This window comes from Achromobacter sp. 413638 (genome assembly GCF_043119405.1).
Classification (GTDB): Bacteria; Pseudomonadota; Gammaproteobacteria; order Burkholderiales; family Burkholderiaceae_B; genus Achromobacter.
Genome location: NZ_JBICCO010000072.1, coordinates 20,805 through 35,268 on the forward strand (window position 1 = coordinate 20,805; position 14,464 = coordinate 35,268).

General features: G+C 69.8%; 12 protein-coding genes. 6 read left to right on the forward strand and 6 right to left on the reverse strand.

What is annotated here, in order from left to right:
* Positions 1 to 276: 276 nt before the first annotated feature.
* Entirely contained in the window at positions 277 to 2,292 is a 2,016-nt protein-coding gene (locus tag ACEU5R_RS23930) for a DUF4034 domain-containing protein (RefSeq protein WP_392412130.1), read from the forward strand.
* 2 nt (positions 2,293 to 2,294) lie between these two features.
* Positions 2,295 to 4,271, forward strand: coding sequence for a M48 family metalloprotease (locus tag ACEU5R_RS23935; RefSeq protein WP_392412132.1), 1,977 nt, complete (start codon positions 2,295 to 2,297; stop codon positions 4,269 to 4,271).
* On the opposite strand, the gene ACEU5R_RS23940 is transcribed toward ACEU5R_RS23935, so the two are convergent.
* Positions 4,268 to 5,038: a hypothetical protein gene (locus ACEU5R_RS23940; protein WP_103274904.1), complete on the reverse strand. Its 771-nt coding sequence runs from the start codon at positions 5,036 to 5,038 to the stop codon at positions 4,268 to 4,270. The genes ACEU5R_RS23935 and ACEU5R_RS23940 overlap by 4 nt on opposite strands.
* A gap of 135 nt (positions 5,039 to 5,173) precedes the next feature.
* Positions 5,174 to 6,349: a diguanylate cyclase gene (locus ACEU5R_RS23945; protein WP_392412134.1), complete on the reverse strand. Its 1,176-nt coding sequence runs from the start codon at positions 6,347 to 6,349 to the stop codon at positions 5,174 to 5,176.
* A 192-nt stretch (positions 6,350 to 6,541) separates the two neighbouring features.
* Here ACEU5R_RS23945 and ACEU5R_RS23950 point away from each other — a divergent pair, with 192 nt between their 5' ends.
* Positions 6,542 to 7,387 (forward strand): hypothetical protein, encoded by an 846-nt coding sequence (locus ACEU5R_RS23950; protein WP_392412135.1) that lies wholly within the window; start codon positions 6,542 to 6,544, stop codon positions 7,385 to 7,387.
* A gap of 180 nt (positions 7,388 to 7,567) precedes the next feature.
* Positions 7,568 to 8,548, forward strand: coding sequence for a DNA/RNA non-specific endonuclease (locus ACEU5R_RS23955; protein ID WP_392412137.1), 981 nt, complete (start codon positions 7,568 to 7,570; stop codon positions 8,546 to 8,548).
* 45 nt (positions 8,549 to 8,593) lie between these two features.
* Here ACEU5R_RS23955 and ACEU5R_RS23960 read toward each other — a convergent pair whose 3' ends face one another.
* The gene (locus ACEU5R_RS23960; RefSeq protein WP_392412139.1) at positions 8,594 to 9,073 is read right to left on the reverse strand and encodes a VOC family protein; all 480 of its coding nucleotides are present in this window, start codon (positions 9,071 to 9,073) and stop codon (positions 8,594 to 8,596) included.
* A gap of 243 nt (positions 9,074 to 9,316) precedes the next feature.
* On the opposite strand from ACEU5R_RS23960, the gene ACEU5R_RS23965 reads away from it, so the two are divergent.
* The gene (locus ACEU5R_RS23965; RefSeq protein WP_392412141.1) at positions 9,317 to 10,234 is read left to right on the forward strand and encodes a LysR family transcriptional regulator; all 918 of its coding nucleotides are present in this window, start codon (positions 9,317 to 9,319) and stop codon (positions 10,232 to 10,234) included.
* Between the two features lie 57 nt (positions 10,235 to 10,291).
* Here ACEU5R_RS23965 and ACEU5R_RS23970 read toward each other — a convergent pair whose 3' ends face one another.
* Together ACEU5R_RS23970 and ACEU5R_RS23975 are read right to left on the reverse strand one after the other, a co-directional pair.
* Complete coding sequence (locus tag ACEU5R_RS23970) at positions 10,292 to 11,257, reverse strand: Bug family tripartite tricarboxylate transporter substrate binding protein (protein ID WP_392412143.1); 966 nt, start codon at positions 11,255 to 11,257, stop codon at positions 10,292 to 10,294.
* A complete protein-coding gene (locus ACEU5R_RS23975) occupies positions 11,254 to 12,135 on the reverse strand; it encodes a dihydrodipicolinate synthase family protein (protein ID WP_392412144.1) in 882 nt (293 codons plus the stop codon). Before ACEU5R_RS23975 ends, ACEU5R_RS23970 begins: the two co-directional genes overlap by 4 nt.
* Before the next feature lie 226 nt (positions 12,136 to 12,361).
* Between ACEU5R_RS23975 and ACEU5R_RS23980 the strand changes: the two genes are divergently transcribed.
* Positions 12,362 to 13,048 carry a GntR family transcriptional regulator gene (locus ACEU5R_RS23980; RefSeq protein ID WP_392412145.1) on the forward strand — a complete coding sequence of 229 codons (687 nt, stop codon included), beginning with the start codon at positions 12,362 to 12,364 and terminating at the stop codon, positions 13,046 to 13,048.
* Between the two features lie 34 nt (positions 13,049 to 13,082).
* Here ACEU5R_RS23980 and ACEU5R_RS23985 read toward each other — a convergent pair whose 3' ends face one another.
* On the reverse strand, positions 13,083 to 14,447 hold the full coding sequence (locus ACEU5R_RS23985) for an MFS transporter (protein WP_392412146.1): 1,365 nt from the start codon (positions 14,445 to 14,447) through the stop codon (positions 13,083 to 13,085).
* Positions 14,448 to 14,464 lie beyond the last annotated feature (17 nt).

Genomic DNA, 14,464 nt, shown 5'->3' on the forward strand with positions numbered 1-14,464 from the left:
CGAGCGGAACGCATTTTCATCGAAAGTCCTTCTGGCCTTGAACGCGGCCGATCCGTGAAAACCTGGTGATGATACCGAGCAAGGCGGAGAGTCCGCGTGGGCGCGGTGCGCTTGATCGCGGCCATGCCAGCGCATCTGCACACCTGCCGCGTGGGCAGCAGTTACCTTTGGAATTCTTTATTCATATACGGTCGCCATAACTCCCCAACGCGGCCATGGATCAGGCATCATCGCGTCCTCGGCGGGACCTTCCCGCGCACAGATTCAGGTGGCCTCTTGCAATCCCTCACCTCCATTCGCCGCGACCTCCGCGCCTTGGTCCAGGCCCGCGACTACGCCCAGATCGACGCCTATTACGACGCGCTGGAACAGCGGGACTGGGCCGATACCGAAGATCCGGGTGCGCCGTATTTCGAGGCGGCCAACTCGGGCACGCTGTTCGACTATTCCATGGTCCCGTTCCAGGACGCCGCCGCCTTTCTGCAAGACTGGATCGCGGCCAGCCCGGGCTCGTACCACGCCCATCTGGTGCTGGGCAATTTCTGTTTCGGCCGCGCCGGCGACATCCGGGGATACGGCTGGGCCGACAGCGTGACGCAGGACCGCTGGCTGGGCGCCGCCCTGGCCTGTGAACGCGCCGCCGCCGCGCTGGTGCAGGCGATGGCGCTGTCGCCGCGCCCGATCGCGGCCTGCGTGACGATGATGCAGATGTGCGCGCATTTCCAGGAACCATACTGGCTGCGCCAGCTGTTCCTGGGCAACGCGCCGGAAACCATCACGCACGAAGACATCGACGAGCCGGGCATGATGGACGCCGCGCTGGCCCATCTGGTCGAGCTGGGCGTGCCGCGCCTGACGCCTGAACAGACGCCTGATGCCCTGCCCACGGGCCTGGCGCAGCGTGCCGAGCATGAGATGGACCAGGCCAAGGATTATTGGCTGCTGCGCGCGCTGGACCTGCGGCCCGGGCACCTGGGCGCGCTGATGGCTTATGCGCAGTACCTGCGTCCGCGCTGGGGCGGCAGCTATGAGGACATCGACGGCATGGCCGGCGGACCGCTGTGCGCGGCGCTGTCCGAGCCGCAGCGCAACGCGATCCGCTGGATCGGCATCCTCGATTCGATGGGCGATTATCCGGAGCCGGACGACGCCGAGGCGGTGGCGGAATACCGCGAGATGTTCGAATCGTTCCTGCAGCGCGAGCTGCGGCCGGAAGAGCGCGGCATGGCGCTGGGTTTTTACGCGCAGTTCGTCAGCTATTCGCTGGAGGACCAGGTCCAGGCGCGCGCGCTGCACGCACAGAGCGCGGCGGCATTTCCGCCGAACCGTTATTTCGGCGACGTGGACGGACCGTTCCGCAGCTTCGCGCACGTCAGCATCATCCACGGCCTGCCGGACGACGACGGCGCCTTCAAGAGCGTGCTGGAACGCATGTGCCATTGGGATACCGTGGCCACGCCGCAGGCGCTGGCGGCGGTGGCCCATCACTACGGCCGCTGGGGTTTCGCGCAGGACCCGGCGCGCGCGCAGCAGTTGCTGGACCGCGCCGCGGTGCTGGCGCAGGACCAGGCGGACGACGATTTCAACGTCTTGGCGGCGGCCGCCATGCTGTGGGATGGCGGCGACCATGAGCAAGGCTATTTCCTGACGCGGCAGCTGGCGGACCGCCGCGTGGCGGACGCGGCCAGCAGCATGTACGACATCCACCGGGGCTTCCGCGACAACACGCCGGACAGCTACCTGGACGACGCGGTGCGCGACCAGTGGCTGCAGCGCGCGGTGGAAGAAGGCTCGCCGCTGGCCATGTACAACATGGCCTATCGCAACATCTTCGACGACGAACTGGATTTCTCGCGCCGCGAGAACCTGGACAAGGTTCTGCGCCTGCTTCACGGCGCACGCCAGGAGCCGCGCGCCGACGCGCTGGCGCGGCTGCGCATCGGCGTGCTGCTGCGCGACCACGGCACCGAGCAGGAACAGCAGGAAGGCGTGCGCGCCTATCTGCGTCCGCTGGTGGACGAGGATCACGACTGGCGCGCGGCGCGCGCCAGCGCCGAGATCGCGCTGGCCTACGCACACGGGCGCGGCGCCAGGAAGAATCGCTTCGCCGCCATCGAATGGGCGCAGCACGCCAGCCGGCTGCAGCCTGACGACGAAGGCATCGACGAGATCCAGTCGCAGGTACTGAATTCGCACAGCCTGGTCAAGACCATCGGCACGGTGTTCGGCGCCTACATGGGCCGAGGCGGCATCAGCGCCGAGGACCTGCCGCCCAAGCCGGACGCGCAGTAGGCATGGCGCGCCCGGGCCGGTCCGGATGGAAGCTGTCGTCCCGGCTGCTGCTGGGCGACGCGGCGCTGGCCGGCGCGGGACTGGCGCTGGGCACGGCGCCGCTGTGGCTGTATGCGGCGCTGCCCGGCGCGCTGGGCGTGGCTGCCGGGGCGCTGGCCCTGCCCTTGCCCGTCGCGGGCTGGGCGATGCTGCGCCTGCCCTTCTCGTCACGCCCACCCGGCCCGGAAGACGGCCTGCTCCTCACGCCCGCGGACGCGCCGGCGCTGTTCCGCGAGATCGAACAGGTGCGCGCCCAGGTGGGCGCGCCGGCGCTGGACGCGGTCTACCTGAACAGCGAATGCAATGCCAGCATCCGGCAGCATCGGCGGCTCTGGGGCGGCACGCGCAACGTGCTGTGGCTCGGGCTGCCGCTGCTGGAGCTGCTGTCGGCCGACGCCTGCCGCGCCATCCTGGCGCATGAATGCGCGCACATCGCCGGCCGGCACGGACGCTATGCCAGCCGGGTGTATTTCGCGCGGCTGCAATGGCAGGAAGCGGCGCGGCAACTGGCGCGTCGCAAGGGCTTGGCCAACGCGCCGCTGCGGCTCTTCATGAACTGGCACGTGCCACGCTTCCTGGCAGCCAGCCTGGATTTCGCGCGCGAATGCGAGTACCAGGCCGACGCGGAATCCGCGCGGGTCTGCGGCGTGGCGTGCGCGTCGGATGCCCTGATGGCGACCTGTCTGCAGGGGCGTGCCCTGCACGAATACGCATCCAGCTTGTACGCCGACGCCGCGGCCACGGAACCGCCCTGGCTCCTGGTCCGGCTGGCGGAGGATGGCTTGCTGGCCAGTCCGCGTGACCAGGCCGAGGCGCAGATCTGGCTGCATCAGGCCCTGTGCCGTCCGACCAGCCATGACGATACCCATCCCTCGCTGGCGGACCGCCTGGCGGCGCTGAAGGTGCCACGGGCCCTGGACGAACGGGCAACGCCCGCGCCCGACGCGCCCGGCATGCCCGGCGCGCAGGGCATGGCGTCCACGCACTCCTTGCCGGCAACCTCCCGCCCCCTGCCCTGGCGTCGCGCCCAGCCCTGCGCGGCGCAGGAATGGTTGCAGGACCGGCGCCTGCCGCTGGCACGCGCGCTCGATGATTCGCGGCGCGAGGCCGCCGCGCAAGCGCTGCGCGAGGCGCAAGACGAACGCCGCGAGGCCGTCGCGGCGCATCACGACCTGCTGCGCAAGCAGCGCCTGCGCGCGCTGTCGGCCGATGAACGGGCGCGCATGGCCTGGCATGCCGCCATGCTGGCCGACGATGTGGACGGCGCCATGAAGCTGCTGCAAGAGAATCTACGGGATCATCCCGGCCACGTGCCCTCGCTGTGCGAATTGGCGACGCTGTTGCAGCGCCAGAATGCCCGCCCGGACGCAGCGCCGGACGCGAACACGACGCGTGGCCCGGACGATGCCCGGCGCGAGCCTGCGCAGGATGCAGCCGAAGCGCTATGGCGCGAGGCCGCCGCCCAGCCCGGCCCGCATCGCCTGGCCTGCCTGCGCCAACTCACCGCCATCGCCCTGCGGCGCGGCGACGCCGGCCAGGCCCTGGCCTGGCGCACGGAAGCGGACCAATTGGAACGCCGGACCCTGGCTGAATACACCGCCGCACCCCGCTACGAGCCGCACGGCCTGGGCGAGCCCGAATTGCGCAGGCTGGCGGACACGCTGGACCCGCTCTTGCTGGCCGCCACCGGCGCATGGCTGTTGCGCGACGCCACCAGCGGGCATCATGTGCTGCTGGTGCTGGCGCGCGAGTCCTGGATATTGCGCGCCGTGGGCGCGCTGACGGGCGAGCCCAGTTATCTGCGGCGCGATTGCCAGGCGCTGCTGCAACGGTTGCTGCCGCGCGTGCAGCGGAACATCGAACCGCTGCTGCTGGCCGCCGGCGATCCGCTGCCGGGCGTGTGCACGGACGCCACCAGGCTGCGGCGGGCCGGCGCCTAGCGTTGCCCGTAGCAGGCCCGCCAGGCGCGCATGAGCGCCGCCTCGTCCCCGGCGTCCACGTATTGCGGCGCGCCCTGCGCCATCGCCGCGTACAGCAGGGCATCGCTCACGTCCTGCCACAGCGGCGCCAGCATTTCCTCGGTCTCGCCGTCCTCGTCCGTCTCGATCACGATGGCCTGGTCGCCGTCGAGCGCCAGCGCGCGACGGCGCAGCTGGTCATGAACCAGCAGGAAACCGGAATGAATGGGCGATTTGTCCTTGCCGCGCGCGCCGGGCGCGGCCAGCGTGCCTTCCCAGTCGTCCGCCGGCGTGGACCGCTGCTGCCCTTGCGCCTCGGACCAGCGCAGCCAGGCCCGGCCGTAGGCGTGGCCGGCGTCCGGATCCAGGTTCGCCGCCAGGCATTCGGCCTGCGTGCGCGACAGCGCCTGGATCTGCTCCAGCAATGCCACCACGCGCTCGCCGTGCGCGCCGAACAGGACAGACAGCGGCAGTTCCTCCAGCAGCTCCATGGCAGCCGCGCGCCAATAGCCGGGGTTCGCCACCAGGCCGGACATGTCGCCCAGTTCCGTAACGCGCGCGCGCCACAGCCGTCCGGGCCAGCCGCTGCTGACGATGAGCGTGGCGATGGTCTGGTCCACCACCAGCCAGGGCGGCTGGAGCCGGGCCAGCCTGACCTGACGGCCATCACGCACCAGGGCGATGTCGTCATTGAGGTGTTCGAACCAATAGCCGTCCCGGCTGGACGTCTGCGAGGGAGGATGGGACATGATGGAGAACGGTTCCGTGTTCGGGTCGCGGGGAGTATAGCCAGCGGGTGTGCATCCATTCTTGCCGCCGGCGGTCTGCGCCTATCGCCTGATGCGCCAGCCTGAGGCGCCGTCATGCACGCGCCGCCGGCCGTCTCAATCGGCCGCCATGGGCGCGGCCAGCTGCGCCACTTCCAGCCGGTTGCCGCCCAGCGCCTTGGCGCGGTACAGCGCCTGGTCGGCGGTCGACAGCCCCTGGGCCAGGGCCGGCGCGTCGTGCTCGTACTGCGCCAGCCCGATGCTGACGGTGGCCGGGATGCCCAGGCTGTCGACGCGGCTGGACAGCGTCTCGGCGAAACGCCGGGCCACTTCCTCGCCCAGCGCGACGGCGCGGCGGGCGTCGTTGCCGGCCAGCACCGCGGCGAATTCCTCGCCGCCGATGCGGGCGAGCAGCACCGCCGGCCCCAGCACGCCGCGCGCGATGTCGGCGAAGGACTTGAGCACCAGATCACCGGTCTGGTGGCCGTAGCGGTCGTTGATGGACTTGAACTGGTCCAGGTCGAAGGCCAGCACGGCCAGCGGCTCGCGCCCCCGGCCGCCGTCGATCAGGCGCTGGCCCTGCTCGAAGAACCAGCGGCGGTTGCCCAGCCGGGTCAGGTAGTCGGTCTGCGATTCCCGCAGCAGCTGGCCATGCGTCTCTTCGCGCACCAGCTTGAGCAGCGTCATGGGCAGCACGATGGAATACAGCACGCCTTCGTACATGGTGATATTGCTGGCCAGCATCTGCGCGGCCGGGCCATCCCTGGCCACCCACCAGGGCAGGATGAAGCTGCGGCCCAGGTAGAGCAGCGCGTGCAGGCCGGTCACGGCCACCGCGATGCGCAACGGCAGCAGCGGTCTCAGCGCCTGACAGCGCAACAGCTCCCAGGCGGTCAGGCCGCTGACCAGCGCGATGGGAAAGGCGCTGACATAGGTCCAGACCAGGTTCTGCCCCGAATAGCCCGCGCCGGCCCAGATCAGCGCCATGACGCCCAGCAGTCCCAGCGAGCCGGCGCGATACAGCCGCCCGTTGAGCGCGGCCACGGCGTTCAGCACCAGCAGATAACCGCCCAGGATGACCAGATTGCTCAGCGCCGAGCCCAGCACTCCGGGCAGGGCGGCGCGGTACAGGGCGATGGAGCAACCCGCCGCGAGCGTGGCGAAGCCGGCCGCCAGCAGCCGCAGCGACGTACTGCGGCCGGGATGGGTCCGGTGCTCCCAGTAAGTCAGGCAGGCGCTGGCGAGCAGCGTTCCGATGATGATGAGGTAGAGAGTGAAGAGATCGACGTGCATCTCGGCAACATAGCGTTGCGCCGATATGTAAAGGCGGCAACAAAATTTTACGTGAGAATTGCGACACGACCAGGTAGCAGTGACCCGGATAGGGGCAGGCCGGAAAATCGGCGCATGTCGACACTGGACAGTGACAAGAACCGCCCTAAGATAGCCCATCCCTCCGTCCGCCCCCTGATAACACCCCATCCCATGGCCAACCGTTCCTATCTCTACAGCCTCAGCAACCGCCCCGCCGCCTACGCCGACCGCCCCGAGACGATCGTCGGTCTGTCCGAATGGCCTTATGACGTGCCCTTCATATACCGGCTGTTGATGTCCGGCGATCCGCAGCCATGCGCCTCGCTGGTGTCGGACGGGATGGAAGACGAGGAACCGGGCAGCAAGACCCGGCTGCATGCGATCAGCAGCGTGTTCGAACCGGGCTACGCGCGCGTGCGGCGCTTTGCCGACATCGTCCGCGCCGCCGTGGCGCAGGCGCAGGCGCCGGCTCCCGCGCAGGCATCCTCCGCAGCGGTCGGCGCCGCCAGCGCGCCGCAGCCGGCTTCCTTCATGGACCGCGTGAAGCAGATGTTCTCGCCGCAAGCGAACGCCGCCCCGGCGCCGGTTCCGGCCCCGCCCGCCGCTCCCGCCTCGGACCAGCTGCTGGCCGCGCTGGACGAAACGCTGGCCTTTCTCGACGCCCATCGCGACAGCCACCTGCTGCTGGAGACCATCGAGCTGGACATCATGTCCCACGCCGGCGAAGCCGAGCTGAAGGCCTGCGTGGACGCGGAAATCGTGCGCTGCCGGCACGCCGGCGCGGCCCTGGACGCGCTGCCGGCCAATGTGGACGAGGCCGCCCGCGCGCTTCGGACGGCCGTTGCCGGGCAGGCCGCGGAACCGCTGGACGCCTTCCACGGACTGCGCCTGGACAACGATTTCGACAGCACGCGCACGGGCGCCACGGAACGTCCGATGGGCCTGTATTGGAGCGACGTGCTGTATTTCGAGTTGTTCAACCGCAGCCAGTTCGAAGCGCATCTGCAGCAGGGCTGAGCTTGCGGGACAGGGCCGGCCCGCCGGTCCCGGACGGCCTGTCTTTCCCTCGCGCGCGCCCTGCCCCGCGCCCGTGCCCGCGAACCCCGCGCGCGTCAATAGAGCTGGATTTGTCACTCATCTACAATCCGTGACCATGCCGGCCGCCTGTAGCGGCCGCCACGTAGCTCACAGGTAGTAATGACGCGCGCGAAGACCCCCGCCAAGAAGAAAAGCCCCCCACGCAGATCCCCGGCCCGCGCCAGCGCCGGCGGCCGCTTCCCCCGCTTCCTGAAGGCGCTGCTGTTCTCGTCCCTGGCGAGCTTCGGCGCCGCCACCTACATGCTGAATCCGCAGTGGCGGATACCGGCGCCGGTGCAGGACGTGCTGGCGCGGCTGGGCTGGACGCAGCAGCATCATCAGCCACAACACCCGCAGCAGAATTCCCAGCATCGCCAGCCGCCGCGCGAGCAGAACGCGCCCGCCGCCACGGCGCCGATCGCCGTGCCCACGGGCGCGCCGGCGCAGACCATCTTCGCCGAATGCCGCCAGTTCTTCCCCAACTTCCGACCGCCGGAGGTGCCCGGCAGCCAGCAGCTGCGCGAGGTCTGTTTCTCGGCCTTCGCGATCCTGCACAACGGCCAGACCAAGACGCCGGTATTCGTGGCCGAGCGCCTGAACCGGCAGACGCTGGCCCAGGGCCAGGGACTGCGCCGCACCGACAAGTTCTACGCCGAGGCGCGCCTGCCACGCTCGGAACGCGCCGAGCTGGACGACTACAAGGGCTCGGGCTATTCACGCGGGCACATGGCGCCGGCGGGAGACATGTCCACCCCGGACGCGATGGCGCAGAGCTTTTCGCTGGCCAACATGGTGCCGCAGGACCAGACGCACAACGGCGGCGCCTGGAGCCAGATCGAGCAGGACACCCGCAAGTACGTGATGCGCGCGTCCGGCGACGTGTACGTGTTCACCGGACCGGTCTACGCCGACAAGCCCAGGACCATCGGCAGCGGCGTGGCCGTGCCGGCCTATATCTACAAGGTCGTGTACGACGCCACCACCGGGCGCTCGTGGGTGCACTGGCAGGCCAACAGCGCCAGCACCAAGGCGGGGCCGCCGATCAGCTACGAGGAATTCGTGAAGCGGACGGGGCTGCGGCTGCTGCCGGAGGCCGGCTAGGCCGGGCCGACGCGGCCCCTATCGCCGGGCGGCGTGTCCGGCGCGTCAACCGCGCCGCGCCGCCTCGATCGCCGCGATGTCGATCTTGCCCATCGTCATCATCGCCTCGAACGCACGCTTGGCCGCCGCCGGGTCCGGATCGGCGATTGCCTCGGTCAGGACGCGCGGCGTGATCTGCCACGACAGGCCCCATTTGTCCTTGCACCAGCCGCAGGCGCTTTCCTGGCCGCCGTTGCCAACGATGGCGTGCCACAGGCGGTCGGTTTCCGCCTGGTCGTCGGTGGCGATCTGAAACGAAAACGCCTCGTTGTGCTTGAACGCCGTGCCGCCGTTCAGGCCCAGGCAGGCCACGCCCGCCACGGTGAACTCCACCGTCAGCACATCGCCCTGCGTGCCCGACGGATAGTCGCCCGGCGCGCGCAGCACGCGGCCGACGGCGCTGTCGGGAAAGGTGCGGGCATAGAACTGCGCGGCCTCCAGCGCGTCCTTGTCGTACCACAGGCATATCGTGTTCTTGCGGATCATGCTTGTCTCCTGGAGATGGCGGACCCAGGCGCATTGCAGGCGCCCGGGCCCTGTGAACGGAACCGCGCCCGGCGCCTTCCCGGGCGACCCTGAGTAGCCGAGGATACTGCCGCCCGCCGGGCGCGGTGCGTTACGAAGCGTAGAAGCGTGCAAGCCCGCGTCAATGCGCGCACAATCGCGCCTGGGCGCGCGCCTGACCAGCCAGCCGCGACGACCCGTAGAACAAGATCAAGGGGACTCGCGATGGATTTCAGGCAGATCAAGCAGTTCGTGGTGCTGGCCACCGAACTGAACTACCGCAAGGCCGCCGAGCGGCTGCACATGACCCAGCCGCCGCTCAGCATCGCCATCAAGCGGCTGGAGACCGAAATCGGCGCCGAGCTGTTCGAGCGCGACCGCCAGGGCGTGCGGCTGACGGTCGCGGGCATCGCCTTCCTGGATGAAGCCCGGCGCCTGCTCGACGGCGCCGAGTCCGCGCTGCAGGCGGCGCGCGATGCCGCGCAGGGACGCGTGGGCGCGCTGCGCATCTGCTCGGTGCCGAGCGCGGCGCTGAACCTGCTGCCGCGCATTCTGCCGGCGTTCAGCCAGCGCTTTCCGCAGGTGCGGCTGCGGCTGAGCAGCGGCAGCACGGTGGGGATCCTGGCGCAGTTGCAGCGCGGCGAGCTGGACGCGGCGCTGCTGGTGCCGCCCGCGTCGGGTGTGCCGGGCATCGCCATGACGCCGCTGGGCCGGCAACGGTTGGCGCTGGCGGTGCCGGCGGGCCATCGGCTCGCCGGCCGCCGGTCGGCCGCGCTGGCCGAGCTGGACGGCGACACGCTGGTGGCGCTGGCGCATTCGGACAGCCCGGGATTCGCCGCCGAGATCGCGGCGGCCTGCCAGCGCGCGGGCTTTCATCCGCGCGTGATGCAGGAGTCCTCGCACGCCCTGGTCACGCTGCCCCTGATCGCCGCCGGGCTGGGCGTGGCCATCGTGCCGGAGGCATTGCGCCGGATCGCCATCGACAATGTGGCGTTCGTCGATCTGGAGGACGCCGCCAGCGAGCCGCTGAGCTACGCCGTGGCGCTGGCCGCGCACGCCGAGCCGGCGAATCCGGCGGTGCGCTGGTTCGTCGACGCGGCGCGCGAAGCGCTGGATGAAAACGGGGATGCGGGACGGCAATGAGGGGGGACGGCCCCGGAGACGCGAGAGCCGTTCCCAGCCGCAACGCATGCCGCGCCCTTACTTGCCCGGGCGACCCAAGATGCCCGCCCACTTCTTCTGCTCCTGCGCCACCCGAAGCGTGAAGGCTTCCTGCGAGCCGTCCATGCGCTCGCTGCCGCGCGCATAGATCTTGTCCTGCGCCATCGCGCCGCCGGCGACAGCCCCGATGGCGGCGTTCAGGCGCGCGACCACCTCGGGCGGCGTGCCGGCCGGCGCGGCGATGCCGGACAGCGAACCGCCCTCCACGTCCTGACCCAGCGCTTCCTTGGCGGTGGGAATGTCGGGCAGGTTGGCCAGGCGGCGCGACGAAGTGACCGCGTAGGGGCGGATCTGGCCGGCCTGGATATAGCCCGTCGCGGTGACGGCCGAGATGGCGGTCACGTCGGTGTTGCCGCTCATCACGGCCGTCAGCGACTCGGCGCCGCTCTTGTAGGGCACGTGCAGCATCTTCACGCCGGTGGCCTGCTGCAATACCTCCAGCACCTGGTAGTTGTCGGAGCCCTCGCCCGCCGTCGAGAACGCGATCTTGTCGGCCTGCGCGGACGCCGCCTTGATCAGGTCGGGCAGCGTCTTGTGGGGGCTGTCCGCGCTCACCGCCAGCACGGTGGGCGTGTTGGCCAGCATGGCGATATAGGCGAAGTCCTTGTTCGGGTCGTAGGGCAGCGTCTTGTAGATCAAGGGGTTGACGGCGTACATGCCATTTGTGATCACCAGCAGCGTGTAGCCGTCGGGATTGGCCTTGGCGACCGCGCTTGCGGCGATGGAGCCACCCGCGCCGCCCCGGTTCTCGACCACCACCGGCTGGCCCAGCTCGCGCGTCAGTCCCTCGGCGAACACGCGCGCGGTGGTGTCGGTCACGCCGCCCGCGCCGAAAGGCACGATCAGCCGGACCGGCTGCGTCGGATACGCCTGCGCCCACGCCGCCGCCATCGGCAGCGCCGCTCCCAACAAGACCGCCAGACGGCGGCGCGATCCCAGCTTCATTGCACGATCTCCATTTGCTTGAGGATGTTCAGTAAGGTGTGTTCGTGTTCCGGGGCCAGCGGCGCCAGCGGCGCGCGCAGCCGCCCGCTGGGGATGCCGCGCAGGCGCAGGCCGGCGGCCACCGTGCGCGGCAGGCCGTGTTCCATCAGGAAGTTCAAGAGGCCGGACTGGCGCGCGAACCAGTCGTCCACCCCGGCCTGGTCGCCGGCCATGGCGCAGCGGTACAGGTTCACCGCGTGCGCGGCGGCGACATTGGCCGAGGCCGTGCACCAGCCGGCGGCGCCGGCGGCGAAACCGCCGCGCGCCATGCGGTTCAGGCCGATGTAGACGGCGGTCTTGTCCGGGCAGGCCTGGCGCAGCCGCGCGATCTTGCCTTCGTCGGGACTGCTTTCCTTGATCATGGTGACGTTGGGCAGCGCGGCCAGCTTCGCCAGGAACGGCACGGGCAGGTCCATGCCGGTGGTGAACGGGTTGTTGTAGACCATCACCGGGAGCGAGATCGCGTCGCAGACCGCGCGGTAATAGTCATGGATCTCGGCCTCGGTCAGTTTCCAGTAGGTGCTGGGCAGCACCTGCACCGCCGCCGCGCCGGCGCGCTCGGCGTGGCGCGCGTGGCGCACGGTGCTGGCGGTGCCCAGGCTGGACACGCCGGCCAGCACCGGCAGCCGGCCGGCCGCCGCGCCGACCACGGTCTCGACCACGGCCTCGCGCTCGGCGTCGTCCAGGTACGGCAGGCAGCCGGTGCTGCCCAGCGGCGCCAGCGCGTGCACGCCCGCGCCGATCATTTCCTCGACGTGGCGCGCCAGCAGCGCATGATCGACCCGCCCGGCGTCGTCGCAGGGCGTCAGCAGATAGCCGATGATTCCTTGCAAGTGCATTGTGTTTGTCTCCTTCACAGCTCTCAGTGCAAGGCAGAGTCTAGGGACGCGCCGGCGCGGCGGTCCAATATCAAATTCCTGGGCGCCTGATATGTCCGACGCGATTCCAGGTGAAATCCCGCGCCGCGCGCGCGGTGAAAACGCGCGCAAACCGCGTGCTACCATCCCCGCCATAAGGCGACGCCGCCAGGAACGGCCGCCACAGACCGGCCCCATGGATCCGAGCATGAGCGAGACCCGCAACACCCGAAACGCATCCAGATCCTCGATCGAGATTTCGGAAGAAATCCTGCAGCGGATCCGCAATGGCCAGTACCTGCCCGGCGACGCGCTGAGCCAGTACGAGCTGGCCGCTGAATTCGAGACCAGCCGCACGCCCATCCGCGAGGCCCTGCGCTTCCTGGAGGCGCGCCGCGCCATCACGCTGACCAGCACCGGCCGCGCCGTGGTGACGGTGCCTTCGGTGCGCGCCATCCGCGAATCGTTCCAGATCCGGGCCGAGCTCGAAGGGCTGGCGGCGCAGCTGGCGGTGGACTGGATCGACGACAAGGACCTGGAATTGCTGACGCAGCATCAGCAGCGCTACGCCGAGGCGCTGCGCACCCGCGTGCGCAGCGAGGGCGGGTCGGACTGGCTGAAATTCAACGCCCTGTTCCACAACCTGATCACCCAGGCCAGCCACAACGAACGGCTGCACGAGCTGGTCGCCGAGCTGCAGGGCAGCATCGTCTCGAACGTGCTGGGCTTTGCCTCGAAAATGCCGCCCCGGCTGATGGAAGAGAACATCCGCCAGCACGAGGACATCATCGCCGCGCTGACGGCGCGCAACGGCGCGGCCGCGCGGGAAGCGATGGCCACGCACATCTCGCGCACCACCGAGCTGGTGGTGGAATGGATGGAAGCGCGGCGCTAGGGTCGCGCTTCCAGACCCGCCTTCAAGCCTGCATTCAACGGCTGGCCAGCGGCGCGACGCGCTTGCCCGCCCTGCCCGACGCGAACGGCGCGCCCGCCTGAGCCAGCGGCTGGCGATACGGCCGCATCATCAGCCCGCACACCGCCGCCACCACGCCCAGCCCCGCCAGATAGAACACGATCAGCCGGGGCGAGCCGCCGCCCTGCGCCAACAGGTAGGTGGCGACCAGCGGCGCGGTGCCGCCGCCAATGGCGCCGCCGATCTGCACGGCCAGCGAGATGCCGGTGTAGCGCACCTCGGGCGGGAACATGCTGGCGAACAGGCTGGACTCCTGCGCGTACATGGCGGCATAGACCACGCCGAAGGCCACCAGCATGGCGACGTTGGTGTGGTACGCCGTCTTCTCGTCCAGCAGCGCGAAGAAGCCCGCGGAGAACAGCGAAATGCCCAGCGCGCCGGCGATGAAGATCGCCTGCTTGCTGCAGCGGTCGCCCAGCCAGCCGAACAGCGGAATGGTGACCAGCGCGGCGGCCGCGCCCCAGATCACGCCGTTCAGAATGGTCTCGCGCGGCAGGCCCAGCGTGCCGACCGCATAGGTCAGTGAGAAGGTCGCGATGGTGTAGAACCAGGTCTTCTCCGAGATGCAGGCCACCAGCGCGGCCAGCACCGGCGCCTTGTGATCGCGCAGCACGGCGCGCAGCGGCGGCGCCTCGGGCTTGGGCTGGGCCAGCGCGGCCTGGAACTCGGGCGATTCGCCGACCTTGGCGCGGATGTACCAGCCCACCAGCAGCAGGAACACGCTGGCCAGGAACGGCAGGCGCCAGCCCCAGCTGAGCATGTCCGCCTCGGGCAGCCGGGACACCGCGCCCATCGCCAGCGACGACAGGATCAGGCCGGGCGCGACGCCGACTTGCGGCAGGCTGCCGAACAGCCCCTTCTTGCCTTCCGGCGCGTGCTCCACCGCCATCAGCACCGCCCCGCCCCACTCGCCGCCGACCGCCAGGCCTTGCAGGAAACGACAGAACACCAGGGCCACCGCGCCCCAGTAGCCGATGGACTCGTAGCTGGGCGTCAGGCCGATGAGCACGGTCGGCACGCCCATCAGCATCAGGCTGATCATCAGCATGGACTTGCGGCCGACGCAGTCGCCGAAGTGGCCGAACACGATGCCGCCCAGCGGCCGCGCGACGAAGCCCACGGCATAGGTGCCGAAGGCGGCCAGCGTGCCGGTGATGGGGTCGATCGCGGGGAAATAGATCTTGTTGAAAATCAGCGCGGCGGCGATGCCGTACAGGAAAAAGTCGTACCACTCGATGGTGGTGCCGATCATGCTGGACAGGCCCGCGGTCACATAGTGCTTGCGGGAACGGTGTTGGGGCGCTGCTGCGGGGGTATTCATCCCGATGTCTCCGATTC